The organism is Micromonospora sp. L5 (genome assembly GCF_000177655.2).
In the GTDB taxonomy this organism is placed as follows: domain Bacteria; phylum Actinomycetota; class Actinomycetes; order Mycobacteriales; family Micromonosporaceae; genus Micromonospora; species Micromonospora aurantiaca.
The window spans coordinates 3,177,975-3,193,243 of sequence record NC_014815.1 but is presented as its reverse complement, the minus strand read 5'-3'; the positions used below and the strand labels follow the sequence as shown (position 1 = coordinate 3,193,243).

The 15,269-nt window shown below is 73.7% G+C and carries 17 protein-coding genes; 7 read left to right on the top strand and 10 right to left on the bottom strand.

What is annotated here, in order from left to right; translation table 11 throughout:
- Window positions 1–16 precede the first annotated feature (16 nt).
- Window positions 17–1,045 carry an SIS domain-containing protein gene (locus ML5_RS15170; protein ID WP_041784193.1) on the bottom strand — a complete coding sequence of 343 codons (1,029 nt, stop codon included), beginning with the start codon at window positions 1,043–1,045 and terminating at the stop codon, window positions 17–19.
- Window positions 1,046–1,229: 184 nt separating this feature from the next.
- Between ML5_RS15170 and ML5_RS15165 the strand changes: the two genes are divergently transcribed.
- Complete coding sequence (locus ML5_RS15165; RefSeq protein WP_013475270.1) at window positions 1,230–2,831, top strand: tetratricopeptide repeat protein; 1,602 nt, start codon at window positions 1,230–1,232, stop codon at window positions 2,829–2,831.
- Window positions 2,832–2,917: 86 nt separating this feature from the next.
- Here the strand turns inward: ML5_RS15165 and ML5_RS15160 are convergent, their stop codons facing one another.
- Window positions 2,918–4,507, bottom strand: a complete 1,590-nt coding sequence (locus tag ML5_RS15160) for an MDR family MFS transporter (RefSeq protein ID WP_013475269.1) — start codon at window positions 4,505–4,507, stop codon at window positions 2,918–2,920.
- A 119-nt stretch (window positions 4,508–4,626) separates the two neighbouring features.
- Between ML5_RS15160 and ML5_RS15155 the strand changes: the two genes are divergently transcribed.
- Window positions 4,627–5,202, top strand: coding sequence for a TetR/AcrR family transcriptional regulator (locus ML5_RS15155; RefSeq protein WP_013288368.1), 576 nt, complete (start codon window positions 4,627–4,629; stop codon window positions 5,200–5,202).
- Window positions 5,203–5,208: 6 nt separating this feature from the next.
- Here ML5_RS15155 and ML5_RS15150 read toward each other — a convergent pair whose 3' ends face one another.
- On the bottom strand, window positions 5,209–5,721 hold the full coding sequence (locus ML5_RS15150) for a GNAT family N-acetyltransferase (RefSeq protein ID WP_013475268.1): 513 nt from the start codon (window positions 5,719–5,721) through the stop codon (window positions 5,209–5,211).
- Complete coding sequence (locus tag ML5_RS15145; protein ID WP_013288370.1) at window positions 5,718–5,933, bottom strand: biotin/lipoyl-binding carrier protein; 216 nt, start codon at window positions 5,931–5,933, stop codon at window positions 5,718–5,720. Before ML5_RS15145 ends, ML5_RS15150 begins: the two co-directional genes overlap by 4 nt.
- 238 nt (window positions 5,934–6,171) lie before the next feature.
- Here ML5_RS15145 and ML5_RS33270 point away from each other — a divergent pair, with 238 nt between their 5' ends.
- Window positions 6,172–6,246 carry a 50S ribosomal protein bL37 gene (locus tag ML5_RS33270; RefSeq protein ID WP_369752275.1) on the top strand — a complete coding sequence of 25 codons (75 nt, stop codon included), beginning with the start codon at window positions 6,172–6,174 and terminating at the stop codon, window positions 6,244–6,246.
- Window positions 6,247–6,324: 78 nt separating this feature from the next.
- On the opposite strand, the gene rsrA is transcribed toward ML5_RS33270, so the two are convergent.
- From rsrA to ML5_RS15115, 5 genes are all read right to left on the bottom strand, one after another.
- Window positions 6,325–6,612, bottom strand: coding sequence for a mycothiol system anti-sigma-R factor (gene rsrA / locus ML5_RS15135; RefSeq protein WP_013288372.1), 288 nt, complete (start codon window positions 6,610–6,612; stop codon window positions 6,325–6,327).
- Window positions 6,613–6,614: 2 nt separating this feature from the next.
- Complete coding sequence (locus tag ML5_RS15130) at window positions 6,615–7,424, bottom strand: sigma-70 family RNA polymerase sigma factor (RefSeq protein ID WP_013288373.1); 810 nt, start codon at window positions 7,422–7,424, stop codon at window positions 6,615–6,617.
- Window positions 7,425–7,652: 228 nt separating this feature from the next.
- Window positions 7,653–8,264: an alpha/beta family hydrolase gene (locus ML5_RS15125; protein WP_013475267.1), complete on the bottom strand. Its 612-nt coding sequence runs from the start codon at window positions 8,262–8,264 to the stop codon at window positions 7,653–7,655.
- 97 nt (window positions 8,265–8,361) lie between these two features.
- Window positions 8,362–8,754 carry a WhiB family transcriptional regulator gene (locus tag ML5_RS15120; RefSeq protein WP_013288375.1) on the bottom strand — a complete coding sequence of 131 codons (393 nt, stop codon included), beginning with the start codon at window positions 8,752–8,754 and terminating at the stop codon, window positions 8,362–8,364.
- A gap of 212 nt (window positions 8,755–8,966) precedes the next feature.
- Complete coding sequence (locus ML5_RS15115; RefSeq protein WP_013475266.1) at window positions 8,967–9,674, bottom strand: SOS response-associated peptidase; 708 nt, start codon at window positions 9,672–9,674, stop codon at window positions 8,967–8,969.
- 102 nt (window positions 9,675–9,776) lie between these two features.
- Here ML5_RS15115 and aroA point away from each other — a divergent pair, with 102 nt between their 5' ends.
- From aroA to ML5_RS15095, 4 genes are all read left to right on the top strand, one after another.
- Window positions 9,777–11,078: a 3-phosphoshikimate 1-carboxyvinyltransferase gene (gene aroA, locus ML5_RS15110; protein ID WP_013288377.1), complete on the top strand. Its 1,302-nt coding sequence runs from the start codon at window positions 9,777–9,779 to the stop codon at window positions 11,076–11,078.
- A gap of 162 nt (window positions 11,079–11,240) precedes the next feature.
- Complete coding sequence (gene rsgA / locus ML5_RS15105) at window positions 11,241–12,176, top strand: ribosome small subunit-dependent GTPase A (RefSeq protein WP_013475265.1); 936 nt, start codon at window positions 11,241–11,243, stop codon at window positions 12,174–12,176.
- A gap of 60 nt (window positions 12,177–12,236) precedes the next feature.
- Window positions 12,237–13,055 carry a histidinol-phosphatase gene (hisN, locus tag ML5_RS15100; RefSeq protein WP_013475264.1) on the top strand — a complete coding sequence of 273 codons (819 nt, stop codon included), beginning with the start codon at window positions 12,237–12,239 and terminating at the stop codon, window positions 13,053–13,055.
- Window positions 13,056–13,115: 60 nt separating this feature from the next.
- The gene (locus tag ML5_RS15095) at window positions 13,116–14,081 is read left to right on the top strand and encodes a hypothetical protein (protein ID WP_030275121.1); all 966 of its coding nucleotides are present in this window, start codon (window positions 13,116–13,118) and stop codon (window positions 14,079–14,081) included.
- Here the strand turns inward: ML5_RS15095 and ML5_RS15090 are convergent.
- The gene (locus ML5_RS15090; RefSeq protein ID WP_013475263.1) at window positions 13,964–15,232 is read right to left on the bottom strand and encodes a glycosyltransferase; all 1,269 of its coding nucleotides are present in this window, start codon (window positions 15,230–15,232) and stop codon (window positions 13,964–13,966) included. The genes ML5_RS15095 and ML5_RS15090 overlap by 118 nt on opposite strands.
- Between the last annotated feature and the right edge of the window lie 37 nt (window positions 15,233–15,269).

Here is a 15,269-nt window from a genome sequence, read left to right as displayed (position 1 = left end):
CGTGCCACGCCGGACCTCACATCGTCGCCGTGACCTTCTTCAAGCCGCGCGGCGCGTCCGGGTCCTCGCCCCGGGCCAGGGCCAGGGCCAGCGCGAGCCGTTGCAGCGGCAGGATGTCGAGCAGCGGCGCGTACCGCTCGTCGACCTCGGGAACCGCCATCCGGGTCTCGCCGACCTCGGCGGAGCCGACCACGACCACGTCGGCGCGGCGTTCGCCGAGGCGGGGCAGCACCTCGCGCATCGACGTGCCGCCGGGGCCGGAGCCGACCACGGCGAGCACCGGGACGTCCGGGTCGGTCATGGCGAGCGGGCCGTGCAGCAGGTCGGCGCCGGAGAAGGCGAGCGCCGGGAGGTACGACGTCTCCATCAGCTTCAGCGCCGCCTCCCGGGCGGTCGGGTACGCGTACCCCCGGCCGGTGGTGACGAGCTGGGCGGCGAACCGGTAGCGCGGGGCGAGCCGGGCCGGGGTGTCGTCGGCGAGCGTCTGCGCGGCCAGCTCGGGCAGGCGGCTCAGGGCGGCGTGCTCCTCGGCGGGCAGCACGCCGTCGCCGGCGCGTACGCCCTCGATCAGCATGAGCAGCGCGAGCAGCTCGGCGGTGTAGGTCTTGGTGGCGGCGACCGCGCGTTCGTGGCCGGCGGCGATGTCGACGCTCAGCTCGGCGGTCTCCACCAGCGGCGAGCCGGGGTTGTTGGTGACCGCGAGGGTGAGCGCGCCGGACGCGCGGGCGACCCGCAGCACCTCGGCCAGGTCGGGCGAGCCGCCGCTCTGGCTGACGCCGACGACGAGCGCGTCGGAGAGGTCGGGCCGGGCGCCGAAGACGGTGATCGCGCTCGGGGAGGCCAGCCCGGCGGGCAGTCCGAGGCGGATCTCGGTCAGGTAGGCCGCGTAGAGCGCGGCGTGGTCGGAGGTGCCCCGGGCGGTGAAGACGACGTGCCGGGGGCGGCGTTCGGCGACGACGGCCGCCACCTCGGCGATGGCCGCCGCGTGCTCGGTGGAGAGCAGACGCTCGTAACCGGCCGGCTGCTCGTCGATGTCGGCGGCCATACCGGCCCCTGCTTGCGTCACTCCGGAACCTCCTTCTGCGCGTTTCCCGCGCGTTCGATGCTCAGTCTTGCACGTTTCAGTAGCCTCAATCAACGCAACGAGCAGGAGTGCGCAGTGGATCACTAACTGACGGAAGATCCCCTAGGCTTGCCCGGCTGACCGACCCGACCGGCGAGAGGACGACGTGCCCGAGGACGACGCCGCGCTGTCGGCGGAGGAGGAACTCGCGCTGGCCCGCCTGGCGCTGGGCGAGGGCGACCTGCGGCACGCCGCCGACCACGTGGCCGCCGCGCTGGTCCGCTCCCCCACGCTGCCCGAGGCGCACGAGACGCTCGCCCGGCTGAACGCGGCCAGCGGCGGCGACCTGGACCTCTTCCCGCTCGGTCAGCAGGCGTTCGTCGGCGCCGTGGTGGCCCGCGCGCACCTGCTCGCCGCCGCCGGCCGCCCCGCCGAAGGGCTCGACCTGCTCGCCGCCGCCACCGGCTACGCGCCGGCCGCGCCCTGGGCCGCCGTACCCTGGGTGACCGCCGCCGACCTGCCGGAACGCCTCGATCCCGAGCGCACCGCCCGGATCCTCATGCAGGTCTGCGCGGCGGCGCCGGACCCCGCGCCGCGCCGGCTGCGCGAGCCGCTCGCGCCGTACCTCACGCTGGCCCGCAACGCGATCACCGTCCATCCGGCCCATCCGCTGCTGCTGGGCGCGGCGTCCGCGCTGGCCCGGCGCCTCGGCGAGGTCACCCTCGCCGTCACCTGGGCCACCCGGGGGGTACGCGCACAGCCCACCAAACTCGGCGAGGTGTGGCTCGGGTACGCGTACCGCGGCGCCGGCCGGACCGCCGAGGCGCTCGCCGCACTGGAACGCGCTGTCGCGCTCGACCCCGACGACCTCGCTGTCTACGCGGACATCGCCGGCACGCTGGCCGACAACGGCCGGCTCGACGCGGCGCTGGGCTGGATCGACCGGGCGCTGGCGAAGGACCCCACCTTCGACTGCGCGGTGCACACCGCGCACCGGCTGCGCTACCTGCGCGACGGCGACGTGGACCACCTGGTGGCGCTCGCCGACTTCGTCCGCGACCACCCCGACGACACGCACGAGCACGGTGACCTCGCCGAGTGCTGCCGGGGCCGCCCTTGGCTCGGGCAGGTGACCCCGGCCGGCGACGACACCCCGGCCCTCGACGGTCCCGCCCCCTCGGCGGCAGCGGTACGGCGGCTCCAGCAGCTCGCGCACCCGGCGTGGGCGCATCCGCCGGCCGCGTACGACGCCGCGGTCGGGCTCGCCACACTGGACCTCGCCGACCTGCTCGCCCTGCTGGCACACCCGCCGGAGGCACCGGCGACAGCGCTGGGCCGGGTGCTCGGCGGGCAGGATCCGGCACTGTGGACGCGCTGCGCGCAGGTCTGGGCCTGCCTCGGCCTGCTGCACCACCGCACCGACGAGCCGTGGGAGCTGTCGACCCGGCGTCGGGTGCTGGGGGAACTGGCCGCCGGTGATCTCGGCCCGGCCGCCGAGGCGGCACTGTTCGCCCTGGTCACCGCCGCCTGGGTGCACCCGGACACCCGCGCCGACGTAGCAACGCTGGTGTCCGGGCGGATCGCCGAGGTGGCGGCCGGGCCGATGCGGCGCACCCCGGTGGCGGTGTCGCTGGCGTACCTGGCGCGGGCCACCCCGGCCCTCGACCCGGCCGCACGTGCCACCGCCGACTCGCTCATCGCCGGCGCCGCCGGCGGTCCGCTGCGCCGTCTCTGGCGACGGTTCACCGCCCTGTTCCGCCGGAACTGACCGCCGCCACTTCGCCGAAGTGGCGCGATCAACTCGCCCTCGAACCCGCCACTACCCGAGCTGGCGAGCAGCGGGCGCGAGGCACGTCAGGCGACGGGGGCCTTGCCGAGCGCGGCCTCGGCCTCGTCCTCCGGTGTGGCGCCGGCCGGCGGTACGTCGTTCGTCGCGCGCAGCGGCACCTCCTTGATGAACCAGGCGAGCACCGGTACGGCCACCGTGAAGAGGACCGCCCAGAAGAAGACGTGCGAGATGGCGTCGGAGAGGCCGCCGAGCACCGCCTCGCGCATCGGGCCGGTGAGCTTCTTGAGTGCCTCCAGGTCCATCGCGCCGCCCTCGCCGCCCGAGCCCGCGAACGCGGAACCGGCGGCCGAGTCGGCGAGGCGGTTGGCGAAGATCGCGCCGAAGAGGGAGACGCCGAACGAGCCGCCGATGGACCGGAAGAAGGTCGCAGCGCCGCTGGCCGCGCCGAGGTCCTTCTGTTCCACGCTGTTCTGCGCGATCAGCATCGAGGTCTGCATGAGGAAGCCCATGCCGACACCGAGCACGATCATGTAGATCGAGGACTGCGCCTTGCTGGTGTCCACGTCCAGCAGGCTGAGCAGGCCCATCCCGGCGACCATCACCACGCCGCCGACGATCGGGAAGAGGCGGTAGCGGCCGGTCCTGGTGATGGTCCGGCCGACCACGAGCGACACCACGAGCATGCCGAACATGAGCGGGAGCAGCAGCAGGCCGCTGTTCGTGGCCGACGCCCCCTGCACGGTCTGCTGGTAGAGCGGCAGGAAGTTCATCGCGCCGAACATGGCGAAGCCGAGCAGGAACCCGATCACCGAGATCAGCGCGAAGTTGCGGTTGGCGAACAGGCTCAGCGGCAGGATCGGCTCCGGCACGCGCCGCTCCACCACCGCGAACGCGCCGAGGGCGAGCACCGCCAGCACGGCGAGGCCGAGGATCTGTGGCGATACCCAGTCGTACTCGTTGCCGCCCCACGTGGTCACCAGCACGATCGCGGTGATGCCGACGGACAGCAGCGCCGCGCCCAACCAGTCGATCTTGTGCTCGGTGCGGTACTTGGGCAGGTGCATGGTGGTGGCGAGGATCAGCAGCGCCGCGCCGCCCAGCGGCAGGTTGACGTAGAACGCCCAGCGCCAGGAGAGGTTGTCGGTGATGAAGCCGCCGACCAGCGGGCCGGCGACCATGGCGATGGCCATGATCCCGGCGATCATGCCCTGGTAGCGGCCCCGCTCGCGCGGCGGGACCAGGTCACCGATGATCGCCATGACGCCGACCATCAGGCCACCGGCGCCGAGGCCCTGGACGGCACGGAACGCGATCAGCTCGGTCATGCCGGTGTCGGCGCCGCCGAAGACGCCGGAGCCGGACATGCCGCAGAGCGCGGAGCCGACCAGGAACACCACCACAGCGGTGAGGAAGACCGTCTTGCGGCCGTAGAGGTCGCCGAGCTTGCCCCAGATCGGCGTGGAGACCGTCGTGCCCAGCACGTACGCGGTGACCACCCAGGTGAAGTGGTCGGCGCCGCCGAACTCGAAGACGATCCGCGGCAGCGCGGTGCTGACGATCATGTTGTCGAGCATCGCGAGCATCATCGCGATCATCAGACCGAACAGGACGACCCGGACATTGGGTCTCGTGGTCACCTGGGCTGGTTGACTCATCGGTAGGCTCCCCCGCAGATCGGATGATCGACTTACTTGCCGCCCGGCTAGTTTGCTTACTAGCCGGACGGTAAGCTGATGGCGGGCGCACGTCAAGCGGATTGGAAGGATGTCGGCCGGTGAGGGAGACCACAGGTGGCACGCGCGAGCGGATCCAGGCCGTCGCCTTGGAACTCTTCACCGAGCAGGGCTACGAGAAGACGTCGCTGCGGGAGATCGCCGAGCGGCTCGGCGTGACCAAGGCGGCGCTCTACTACCACTTCAAGAGCAAGGACGAGATCGTCACCAGCCTGGTCGACGACCGGCTGCGCCGGATGGACGAGCTGATCGCCTGGGCCGCCGACCAGCCGCCCACCCTGGCCACCCGGCGCGCCCTGATCGGCAGGTACGCCGACAGCATGTTCGCCGGCGACCTGCCCCAGGTGATGCGCTTCTTCGAGCAGAACCAGACCGTGCTCAAGAGCCTGGTCGCCGGCCAGCAGATGCGGGACCGGATGATGCGGCTGGCGCACGAGCTGTGCCGGGGCGACGACTCGCCCGCCGCCCAGCTCCGCGCCGCGCTCACGCTGTTCGCGGTGCACAGCAGCTGGTTCGCGGTACGCGTGCCGGGCATCACCGACGACGAGCGCAAGCGGATCGCGCTCCAGGTGGCCGACGAGTTGCTCGCCAAGATCGGCGAGACCGGCCAGGGCTGAGCCGGTTCAGCCCGCCGCGGCCAGATCCAGCCGCAGGCCGCGCAGGTCGATACCGGGCAGCGGCGTCCAGTCCTTCTCCGGGTACCTGACGAAACCGAGCCGCTCGTAGAGGCGGTGTGCGTTCGCCGCCATCCCGGCGCGGACGCAGATCACCACGGCGGTGCAGCCCAACTCCGTGGCGCGCGCCACGCACGAGGCCGCGAGCGCGGCGCCCGCGCCCCGGCCCTGCGCGGCCGGATCCACAGCGAGCATCCGGAACTCGGCCTCGCCCGGGCCGGCCAGTTCGGCGTACGGGGTGCCGGGCAGCACGAACGTCACCGCGCCGAGCACCTGGCCGGTGGCGTCGTCGACGGCCACCAGCACCTCGCCGGTCTCGGCGCGGCCGGCCACGTCGGCGAGCACCGGCGCGTACCCGCTCTCGTCCTTGAGCTGGCCGTCCGCCTCGTACGCGGCGACTGTCAGCCGGGCCACGGCCGGGAAGTCCGCCGGCTCGGCGCGGCGCACCCGGAGGCCGGTCAACCGATCTCCGCGATCAGGTCGCCGTCCTGCACCACGTCGCCCTCGTTGACCGCCAGCTTCTGCACCACGCCGTCGGACTCGGCGACCACCGGGATCTCCATCTTCATCGACTCCAGGATGACGAGGGTGTCGCCCTCGGACACCGTGTCACCGGCCGACACGACGACCTTCCAGACGTTCGCCACCATCTCGGCGCGGATCTCCTCGGCCATCTCGGCCCTCCCTCTCCCCGACAGCTCCCCGACAATCCTGCGAACGGTATCCAATCATGACGCCGGTCACGCCGGGCCGCGCACCACCGCCGCGCGCGATCCGCCCCGCCGCGCCCCGACCGCCGGCGACGGCACTAGCATCGTGCAGGTCGGCCACCGGCGAGCCCGGAGGGCCGCACCGCGACCTCCGCCGCGCCCAGCCGCGGACGGAACCGTGACCAGCACAAGGAGGCAGAGCATGGCGAAGAAGGCCCGCAAGAAGAAGGCCCGCAAGAAGAGCAGCGCCAACCACGGCAAGCGCCCCAACTCCTGATCATCCGATCAGGCGGCGCAGTCGCCGGACAGCGCAACGGCCCGGGTCCGTGTCGGACCCGGGCCGTTGCGTCGCTTGTCAGTCGGCCAGTTCGCGGGACTCGGTGCTCTCGAAGACCACCAGCTCGGTCAGCCGCAGGCGCAACCGCTCACGCAGCTTCTCCGGGGCCGCCTCGTTGCCGCAGCACCGGGCCACGAGCGCCTTGACCTCCTGCTCGATGCCGTACTCGCGCAGGCACGGCCCGCACTCGTCCAGGTGGTGCCGGATCAGCACCCGGCGCTCCTCGGCGCACTCCAGGTCGAGGTAGAGGTAGACCTCGGCGAGCACCTCGCGGCAGTCCGTCTCGTGCGGTTGTCCACAGCTCACGGTCACACCTCCCGGCCGGCGGCGGCGGTCGAACCCTTCTTCGACGAGGCGGCGCTGAAACCCCGCTCCGCCGCGTACTGCTCCAGCAGCTTCCGCAGATTACGTCGGCCACGGTGCAGACGGGACATCACGGTGCCGATCGGCGTGCCCATGATGTCGGCGACCTCCTTGTAGGAGAAGCCCTCGACGTCGGTCAGGTAGACGGCCAGGCGGAACTCCTCCGGCAACTGCTGGAGGGCCTCCTTGACGTCGCTGTCCGGCAGCCGGTCGAGCGCCTCCGTCTCGGCCGAGCGCAGGCCGCTGGACGTGTGCGACTCCGCCTCGGCGAGCTGCCAGTCGGTGATCTCCTCGGTCGGCGCCTGGATGGGCTGGCGCTGCCGCTTGCGGTAGGTGTTGATGTAGGTGTTAGTCAGGATCCGGTAGAGCCAGGCCTTCAGGTTCGTGCCCTGCTCGAACTGGTGGAAGGCGGCGTACGCCTTCAGGTACGTCTCCTGAACCAGGTCCTCCGCGTCCGCCGGGTTGCGGGTCATCCGCAGTCCGGCAGCGTAGAGCTGATCGACGAAGGGCATCGCGTCCCGCTCGAAGCGGGCCCTGCGCTCGTCCGTCTTCTCGGTGGTCAACCGCACATCCCCTCGCGTCGGATGCTTTCCCGCCGAGGATACGCGTACCCACCTACCGGCAGATTCACTTCCGGAGTGTGTGCCGGTGCTCACGACCGACGCCGCCGCGGGCCACTCCGGCGCGTCGAGCAGCCGCCGGAGCTGACGCTCGTCCCGTTCGTCCCGTTCCCGGCTCCGTGTCTCGATCGGCACCGGTCACCCCCCTCGCGCTGGCTCTGTCGTCGTCCAACGGGGATAACGCGAGTTGTGGGGCATGGCATTCCTCCGGCCCCACCCGATCCTGGTCCCGGCCTCGGCCGCGACCGACGCTGGGACCAGGAAGGGCCTGGGAGGGTGGCCCCGGCGCGCCCGAACCGGGCGGCCGGCACCAACCGGTGCAACGACCCGCCGCGGCGGACGGTCACGGCGCGCGCCGCCCGGTCAGGACGACCACCCGTGTACGCGCAGCCAGTCCCGCACCACGGCGGCCGTGCCGGCCGGGTCGCCGCGCAGGTCGTGGCGCTCCCCCGGCCGGACCACCACCTCGATGCCGGGGCCGGACTCGGGCACGCCGAACGGATCCCGGTCGCCGTTGACGACGAGCGTGGGCAGGCCGGTGAGCAGTTCCCCGGCCCGGGATCGCTCCGGTCGTCCCGGCGGGTGCAGCGGGAACGCCAGTGCGACGACTCCGGCCGCCCCGACGGCGGCGGCGGTACGGCAGGCCACCCGGGCGCCGCTGGACCGACCCCCGACCACCCAGTGGCGCACCCGCGGGGCGCGCCGGCGCAGGTCGGCCAGCACCGCCGTCCACGCCTCGTCGAGGTGCCCGGCGGGAGCGGGCGCGCGTCGCCCGGCAACCCGGTACGGCTGGGTCACCAGGGCCACCCCGGCCCCGGCGGCGAGCACCGCGTCCCGGACGGCGGTCAGGTCGGGCGCGTCCACGTCACCGCCGGCGCCGTGACCGAGCACCAGCATCGTGGTGCCGTCGGCGGGTGGGTCGAACCGGAGCCGGGCGGGCCCCCGTGGTGTGTCGATCTCGTCGTCGTGCCGCACCGGCTCATTCTGCGCGGCCGGCCGGCCCGCCGGTGATCGGGCGCGGAAACGGACGTCGCCCGCGGCCTGCCGGAGCGGGCCACGGGCGACGTCGGGATCAGCTCAGCGGGACCAGCGTGAGCAGGCGGTCGCGCACCGGCGGACCGGCGTCGTCGAGCGCGTCCGGATCCGGCTGCACCTCGCTGCGCCAGGCCACCAGCATGGCGCGCCGCTCACGCGGCGTGGTGCCGCCCCAGACGCCGTGACAGTCGCCCACCTCCAGCGCCCAGGCCAGGCAGGAGCCCTGGACGTCGCAGGTGCGGCAGAGCGCCACCGCCGCGTCGGCCGGTTCGTTCGGTGCCGGAAAGAACGTCTCCGGATCGACGTTCTGACAGGTGCCTCTGGTGCGCCACGCGTCGTCCTGGCGTCGTTCGCTCAGCGCCCGCAGCAGTCGCGGATCGCGCCGCGCGGCGGCTACCTCGTGCGGACGCGGCATACGTGCCCGTGTCAATACACCCACCTCCCCCGTGGGAACCGGCGTAGATCTTTACAAGATCGATGGGTGTCATCCGCCCCGTGCGAACAGACGCCCATCACCGGCGCTGTGTTCTATCGCATTCGAATACGTAAGGACAAGAGTCTTCAATGAAACTGACTGAACGTCCGGGCGACTTTTCCGGCCCAACCCCGGCAAACGGGGCACGCAAATGTGGCGGAGCGTGATCAGAAGAGCGTCGGTCCGGCGGCCGTCCCGACACCCGCCGGAGCCACCGCGGCGATCAGCTCCGGGCCGTCGTTGCGGACGTCGCCGACGGCCCGGGACACGGGCCGGATCTCCAGCCCGGCGAGCAGGCCGGCGTCCGGCGGCGCGAGCAGTTCCGCCGGCTCCTCGGCCGGGCCGAGCCATTCCGCCCAGCGCTCCGGCGACAGCAGCAGCGGCATCCGGTCGTGCACCTCGGCCAGCTCGCCGACCGCAGCGGTGGTGAGCACGCTGAACGTGAGCCGGGCCGCGCCCGCCGACTCCCACACGGACCAGATGCCGGCGAAGGCCAGGACCGAGCCGTCCCGCGGGGTCATGAAGTAGGGCTGGCGTCCGCCGTCGGCGAGGCGGACCCACTCGTACCACCCGTCGGCGGGGACCAGGCAGCGGCGGCGGGCGAAGGACGGCGCGTACGCCCGGCTGGTGGCGACCGTCTCGGCCCGCGCGTTGATCATGCGGGCGGCCCCGGCGGCGCTGCGCGACCACTGCGGGAGCAGGCCCCAGCGGCCGAGGGAGAGCAGCCTGTGCCCCTCCGGGGCGAGCCGGACCAGCGGCACCGGGTCGGTCGGCGCGACGTTGTAGTCCGGCGCCACCCCACCGGTCTCGTCGGCCGACTCGAACAGCGCGCTCAGATCGGCGGCGCTCCGGGTCGTGGCGTACCTCCCGCACATGGCGCCCACGCTAGCCGCATCCGGACGTTCCGGCTGTCCCGCCCAACGGGAGCAGCGGCGACGGGCGGTTCCACCGGCCCGTGAGCTTGGCAGAATGTAACGGTGAGCAATCCGACCGCGACGAGTCCGCCGCAGCCGTGGACCGCGCCGACCGCGAGCGACCCGGTCGCCGCGACGCTGCGCCTGCCCGGTTCCAAGTCGATGACCGCCCGGGCCCTGGTGCTCGGCGCACTCGCCGGCGGGCCGTCGACACTCGCCCGTCCACTGCGCGCCCGGGACACCGAACTGATGGCCGGTGGCCTGCGCGCACTCGGCGCCCACATGTCGATCTCGGACGACGACCGCTGGCTGGTCCGTCCCTATCCGCTGGCCGGCCCGGCGCACGTCGACGTCGGCCTGGCCGGCACCGTGATGCGCTTCCTGCCCCCGGTGGCCGGGCTGGCCGCCGGGCGGGTCACGTTCGACGGCGACCCGCACGCCCGGACCCGCCCGCTCGGGCCGCTGATCGGCGCGCTGCGCACGCTCGGCGTCCGCATCGACGCGCCCCCGGCCGGCAGCCTGCCGCTCGTCGTGCTCGGCGCGGGGCGGGTGACCGGCGGCGACGTGGTGATCGACGCCTCCGCGTCCAGCCAGCTCGTCTCCGGTCTGCTGCTCGCCGCGCCGCGTTTCGACAGGGGCGTCGTGGTCCGGCACGAGGGGCCGCCGGTGCCGTCCGCGCCGCACCTGCGGATGACGGTGCAGATGCTCCGCGCCGCCGGCGCCGCCGTCGACGACACCACGCCCGACGTCTGGACGGTCGAGCCGGGCCCGCTGTCCGGGCGCGGGTGGGAGATCGAACCGGACCTGTCCGGCGCCGCGCCGTTCTTCGCCGCCGCGCTGGTCACCGGCGGCGAGGTGACGCTCCAGGGCTGGCCGCGCAGCAGCCTCCAGCCGGTCGAGCAGCTCCGCGAGCTGCTGCACCGGATGGGCGGCGAGGTGAGCCTCGGCACCGACGGCCTGACGGTGCGGGGCACCGGCACCGTGCGCGGGCTGGACGCCGACCTCTCCGACGTGGGCGAGCTGACCCCGGTGCTGACCGCGCTCACGCTGCTCGCCGACGGCCCGTCCCGGCTCACCGGCATCGGCCACATCCGCGGTCATGAGACCGACCGGGTCACCGCCCTGGCCAAGGAGTTCACAGCGCTCGGCGCGGACATCACCGAGACCCGCGACGGCCTGGACATCCGGCCCCGGCCGCTGCGCGGCGGGACGTTCCGCACGTACGCCGACCACCGGATGGCGCACGCGGCGGCGGTGGCCGGGCTCGCCGTCCCCGGCATCGAGGTCGACGACGTGGCGTGCACCTCCAAGACCATGCCGGAGTTCCCGGCACTATGGTCGGGGATGGTGACAGGCAAGAACTGACAGCGGGGGGACGTCCTGACGACGAAGCGGCGCGAGTACGACGAGGACGACGTCCGGGTACGACCGGGCCGGTCCTCGCGCCCGCGTACACGCACCCGGCCCCTGCACGCAGACGCCGTCGACGGTTTCGTCATCGCCGTCGACCGGGGCCGCTACACCTGTGTGATCCCCGGCGCCGGACCGGACGCGCCGCTCGTGACCGCCATGCGGGCCCGCGAGCTGGGACGCAAGTCGGTGGTGGTGGGCGACCGGGTGGGGCTGGTCGGGGACACCTCCGGTGCGCCGGGCGCGCTGGCCCGCATCGTGCGCATCGCCGAGCGGACCTCGGTGCTGCGGCGTACCGCCGACGACGACGAGACCACCGCCGAGGGGCGGCTGGAACGGGTGGTGGTGGCGAACGCCGACCAGCTGGTGATCGTCAGCGCGCTCGCCGACCCCCCGCCGCGTACCGGGTTCATCGACCGCTGCCTGGTGGCCGCGTACGACGCCGGCATCGAGCCGCTGCTCTGCCTCACCAAGGCCGACCTCGCCGGCCCGGAGGCGGTGCTCGGCTACTACACCGAGCTGGAGCTGCCGTACGTGCTGATCCGCCCGGACTCCGACCTGGCCGCGCTGCGGGCGCTGCTCGCCGGCCGGGTCTCGGTGATGGTGGGCCACTCCGGGGTGGGCAAGTCGACGCTTGTCAACCGCCTCGTCCCGGACGCCGAACGGGCGGTGGGCACGGTCAGCGCGATCGGCCGGGGCCGGCACACGTCGACCAGCGCGGTCGCGCTGCGCCTGCCCGCCGAGCCCGGCGCCGACGGCGACACCGGCTGGATCGTCGACACCCCAGGGGTACGCAGCTTCGGGCTGGCCCACGTGTCCGCCGAGAGCCTGCTGCACGGCTTCCCCGACCTGGTCGAGGCGACAGTCGACTGCCCGGCCAACTGCCCGCACACCGCCGACGAGGCGGACTGCGCGCTCGACGCCTGGGTGGCCGCCGGGAAGGCCGACGCGCGCCGGCTCGCCTCGTACCGCCGGTTGCTGGCCTCCCGCAGCGGCGAGGGCGACCCGCGCGAGCCGGAGCGCAACCCCGGCGACCCGCTCGCCGGGTCCTGAGCGGCAGACCGGCGGCGACCCGCCGTCGAAGGCCGGGCCGCCGCCACTAGCGTGTCAGTCATGACCGGGTACGCCGACGACCTCGCCCTCGCCCACCTGCTCGCCGACGCCGCGGACGCCGTCTCCTCGGCCCGGTTCCGCGCGCTCGACCTGCGCGTCGAGTCGAAGCCGGACCTGACGCCGGTCTCCGACGCGGACACCGCCGTCGAACGGGAGATCCGGGCGCTGCTGGCCGCCCACCGTCCCGGTGACGGCCTGCTCGGCGAGGAGTACGGCGAGCAGCCGCCGGCCGGCCCCGACGGGCGGCGCTGGGTGATCGACCCGATCGACGGCACGAAGAACTTCGTCCGGGGCGTACCGGTCTGGGCCACCCTGATCGCGCTGCTGGAGCACGACCGGCCGGTGCTCGGCCTGGTCTCCGCCCCGGCGCTGGGCCGCCGCTGGTGGGGCGCGCTCGGCGCGGGCGCGTTCGCCGGCACCGGTCCGGCGGACGGCACGCCGATCCGGGTCTCCGGCGTGACAGCGCTCGGCGACGCGAGCTTCTGCTACTCGTCGCTGACCGGGTGGGAGCAGGCCGGGCGGCTGGACGCGGTGCTCCAGCTCATGCGCGACACCTGGCGCAGCCGGGCGTACGGCGACTTCTACGGCTACATGCTGCTGGCCGAGGGGGCACTGGACGTGATGGTGGAGCCCGAGCTGTCGCTGTGGGACATCGCCGCGCTGGTCCCGATCGTCACCGAGGCGGGCGGAATCGTCACCGATCTGGCCGGGCGGCCCGCCCCGGCCGGCGCCGACTCCGCAGACATCAGCGCCGTGGCCAGCAACGGGGCGCTGCACGACGACATCCTGGCCCGGCTCGGCCGTCCAGCCGAGCGCTGACCCGGGGGAAGCCTCTATCCTCGCCAGGTGGTTTCCTCCGGTTGGTGCTTCCTGGCGGCGATGATCATCGCGTACGGCTTCGCCAACCTTCTCCAGTCGGTCGCCGCCGCGCGGACCACAGTGCACCACACGTTCGATCCCGGGCTGCTGCTGCGCCTCGCCGGGCACCGGACGTACCTGATCGGCCTGGCCTGCCAGGTCGTCGGCTTCGTGCTGGCCTTCCTGGCCCGCCGTGACCTGCCGTTGTTCCTGGTCCAGGCCAGCGTGGCGGCCGGGCTCGGGGTGACCGCCGTCCTCGGCGTGCTGGTGCTCAAGTGGCGGCTGCCGGCAGCCGAGGTGGTGCTGCTGGTGCTGCTGTTCGCCGGCATCACCGCGCTCGTCCTCTCCGCCCAGCCCGCGCCGTCGCGGCAGCTCGGCACCGCCGGGCTGGTCGGCCTGGCGGTGGCGGTGGTCGCGATCGCCGCTTCCGGCTTCTTCGCCGCCCGGCTGCACGGCGCGCTCGGGTCGGTGGTGCTCGGCTCACTGGCCGGGATGGCGTTCTCCGCCGCCGCGGTGGCGGCCCGCCCGCTCGCCTCGGCCGGGTCGGTGGAGGCGTTCGTCCGTGACCCGCTGCTCTACCTGCTGATCGTCCACTCGGTGATCGGCCAGCTGCTGCTCGGGCTGGCCATGCAGCGTGGGTCGACCACGGCGGCGGTGGCCGCGATGGACGCCGCCGGCGCGGTACCAGCGGCGATCGTCGGCCTGCTGCTGCTCAACGACAAGATCTGGCCCGGCCGGGAGTGGCTGGCCGGGCTCGGCTTCCTGGTGACGCTCGCGGCGGTGGTCGGCCTGACCCGGTACGCCGAACCGCAGCACCACCACGCCGGCGCCCGCCAGAAGGCAATGGTGGGCGCCGGGATGGTGCCGGTTCAGGCCGCCTCGACCGGCCCGCGTTCGGAGACGACCACCTCGACCGGCGGCGTCACCTCGACCGGCGTCGGCTCGATCGGCGTAGCCGGGCGGCGCCGCCCGATCACCCGCTCGTAGAGACGCTCCAGCGCGGCGGCGGTCCGTTCCCAGGTGTAGCTGCACCGGACCCGGTCCACCGCGGCGTGTCCGTACGCGAACCGGCCGGCGTTGTCCGACAGCAGCCGGCGCAGCGTGACTCCGAGCATGCGCACGTCACCCGGCGGCACCAGCTTGCCGGTCACCTCGTCCACCACCGCGTCCGCGATGCCCCCCATGGCGTAGCCGACCACCGGCACGCCGCAGGCCATCGCCTCCAGCGACACCCGCCCGGCCGACGCGTAGTGCGGCGTGCAGGCCACCAGGTCGGCGGAGCGGTACCAGGTGGCCATCTGGTCGTGCGGCACCGCGCCGACCAGCTTCACCTGCTCCGCCACGCCCGCCCGCTCGGCCAGCTCGCGCAGCCGGCGCGCCTCGGTGTGCCCGTCCAGCCGCTCGGCCGGCGGGCCGCCCGCGATCACCAGCTCCGCGTCACCGACCAGCCGCATCGCCCGGATCAGGTCGTCCTGGCCGTGCCCGGGCGCGAGCCCGCCGACGGAGAGGATCCGCGGCCGCTGGTCCCGCGGCGCCGCCTCGCCGTCCGGGTGGAACTGGCCGGTGTCCACCCCGGTCGGCACCATCGCCACCGACGTCCGTTGCAGGCCCATCCGGGTCAGCTCGTCGACCTCGTCGTTGCACTGGGCCACCGCCACGTCCACGGCCCGGGTCAGCGCCCGTTCCAGCGGGATGCGCTCCCCCGGCCCGCTGTACTCCCGGCCGAGGTGACGCAACTGCTCCACGCCGAGCGAGTGGAACGTCTGCACCACCGGGATGTCGGTCGCGCGTACCGCGTGGGCGGCCGCCAGCCCGCCGACCCAGTAGTGCCCGTGCACCACGTCGGGCGTCCAGTCCCCGGCCCACTGCCCGGCCAGCCAGCGGCCGTACTCGGCGACGAACGGGACCAGCTCGGCGGTGGAGAGCATGTCGGGCGGGCCGACCGGGACACGTTCCACCCGGTAGCCGTCGAGTTCGGTCAGGGCGGGCTGGGCGGACGCGGCACGACGCTCGTAGACGCGGACGTCATGGCCCCGGGCGGCGAGCTCCGCCGCCACGCGCGCAATGTGCTCCTGCGTCCCGACAGTGGGACCGTCGGTGGACGAGCCGGCGTGCGCGCATACAAGGCCGACGCGCATGGTGCACCTCCATGCGTTTCTCGCGAGCGGGGTCTCC

What these genes read in the sequence shown, in the direction of transcription:
- ML5_RS15170 (WP_041784193.1), bottom strand. Translation starts at nt 1,045, where the DNA reads ATGGCCGCCGACATCGACGAGCAGCCGGCCGGTTACGAGCGTCTGCTC.
- ML5_RS15095 (WP_030275121.1), top strand. Translation starts at nt 13,116, where the DNA reads ATGATCATCGCGTACGGCTTCGCCAACCTTCTCCAGTCGGTCGCCGCC.
- hisN (WP_013475264.1), top strand. Translation starts at nt 12,237, where the DNA reads ATGACCGGGTACGCCGACGACCTCGCCCTCGCCCACCTGCTCGCCGAC.
- ML5_RS15145 (WP_013288370.1), bottom strand. Translation starts at nt 5,933, where the DNA reads ATGGCCGAGGAGATCCGCGCCGAGATGGTGGCGAACGTCTGGAAGGTC.
- ML5_RS15090 (WP_013475263.1), bottom strand. Translation starts at nt 15,232, where the DNA reads ATGCGCGTCGGCCTTGTATGCGCGCACGCCGGCTCGTCCACCGACGGT.
- ML5_RS15115 (WP_013475266.1), bottom strand. Translation starts at nt 9,674, where the DNA reads ATGTGCGGGAGGTACGCCACGACCCGGAGCGCCGCCGATCTGAGCGCG.
- ML5_RS15160 (WP_013475269.1), bottom strand. Translation starts at nt 4,507, where the DNA reads ATGAGTCAACCAGCCCAGGTGACCACGAGACCCAATGTCCGGGTCGTC.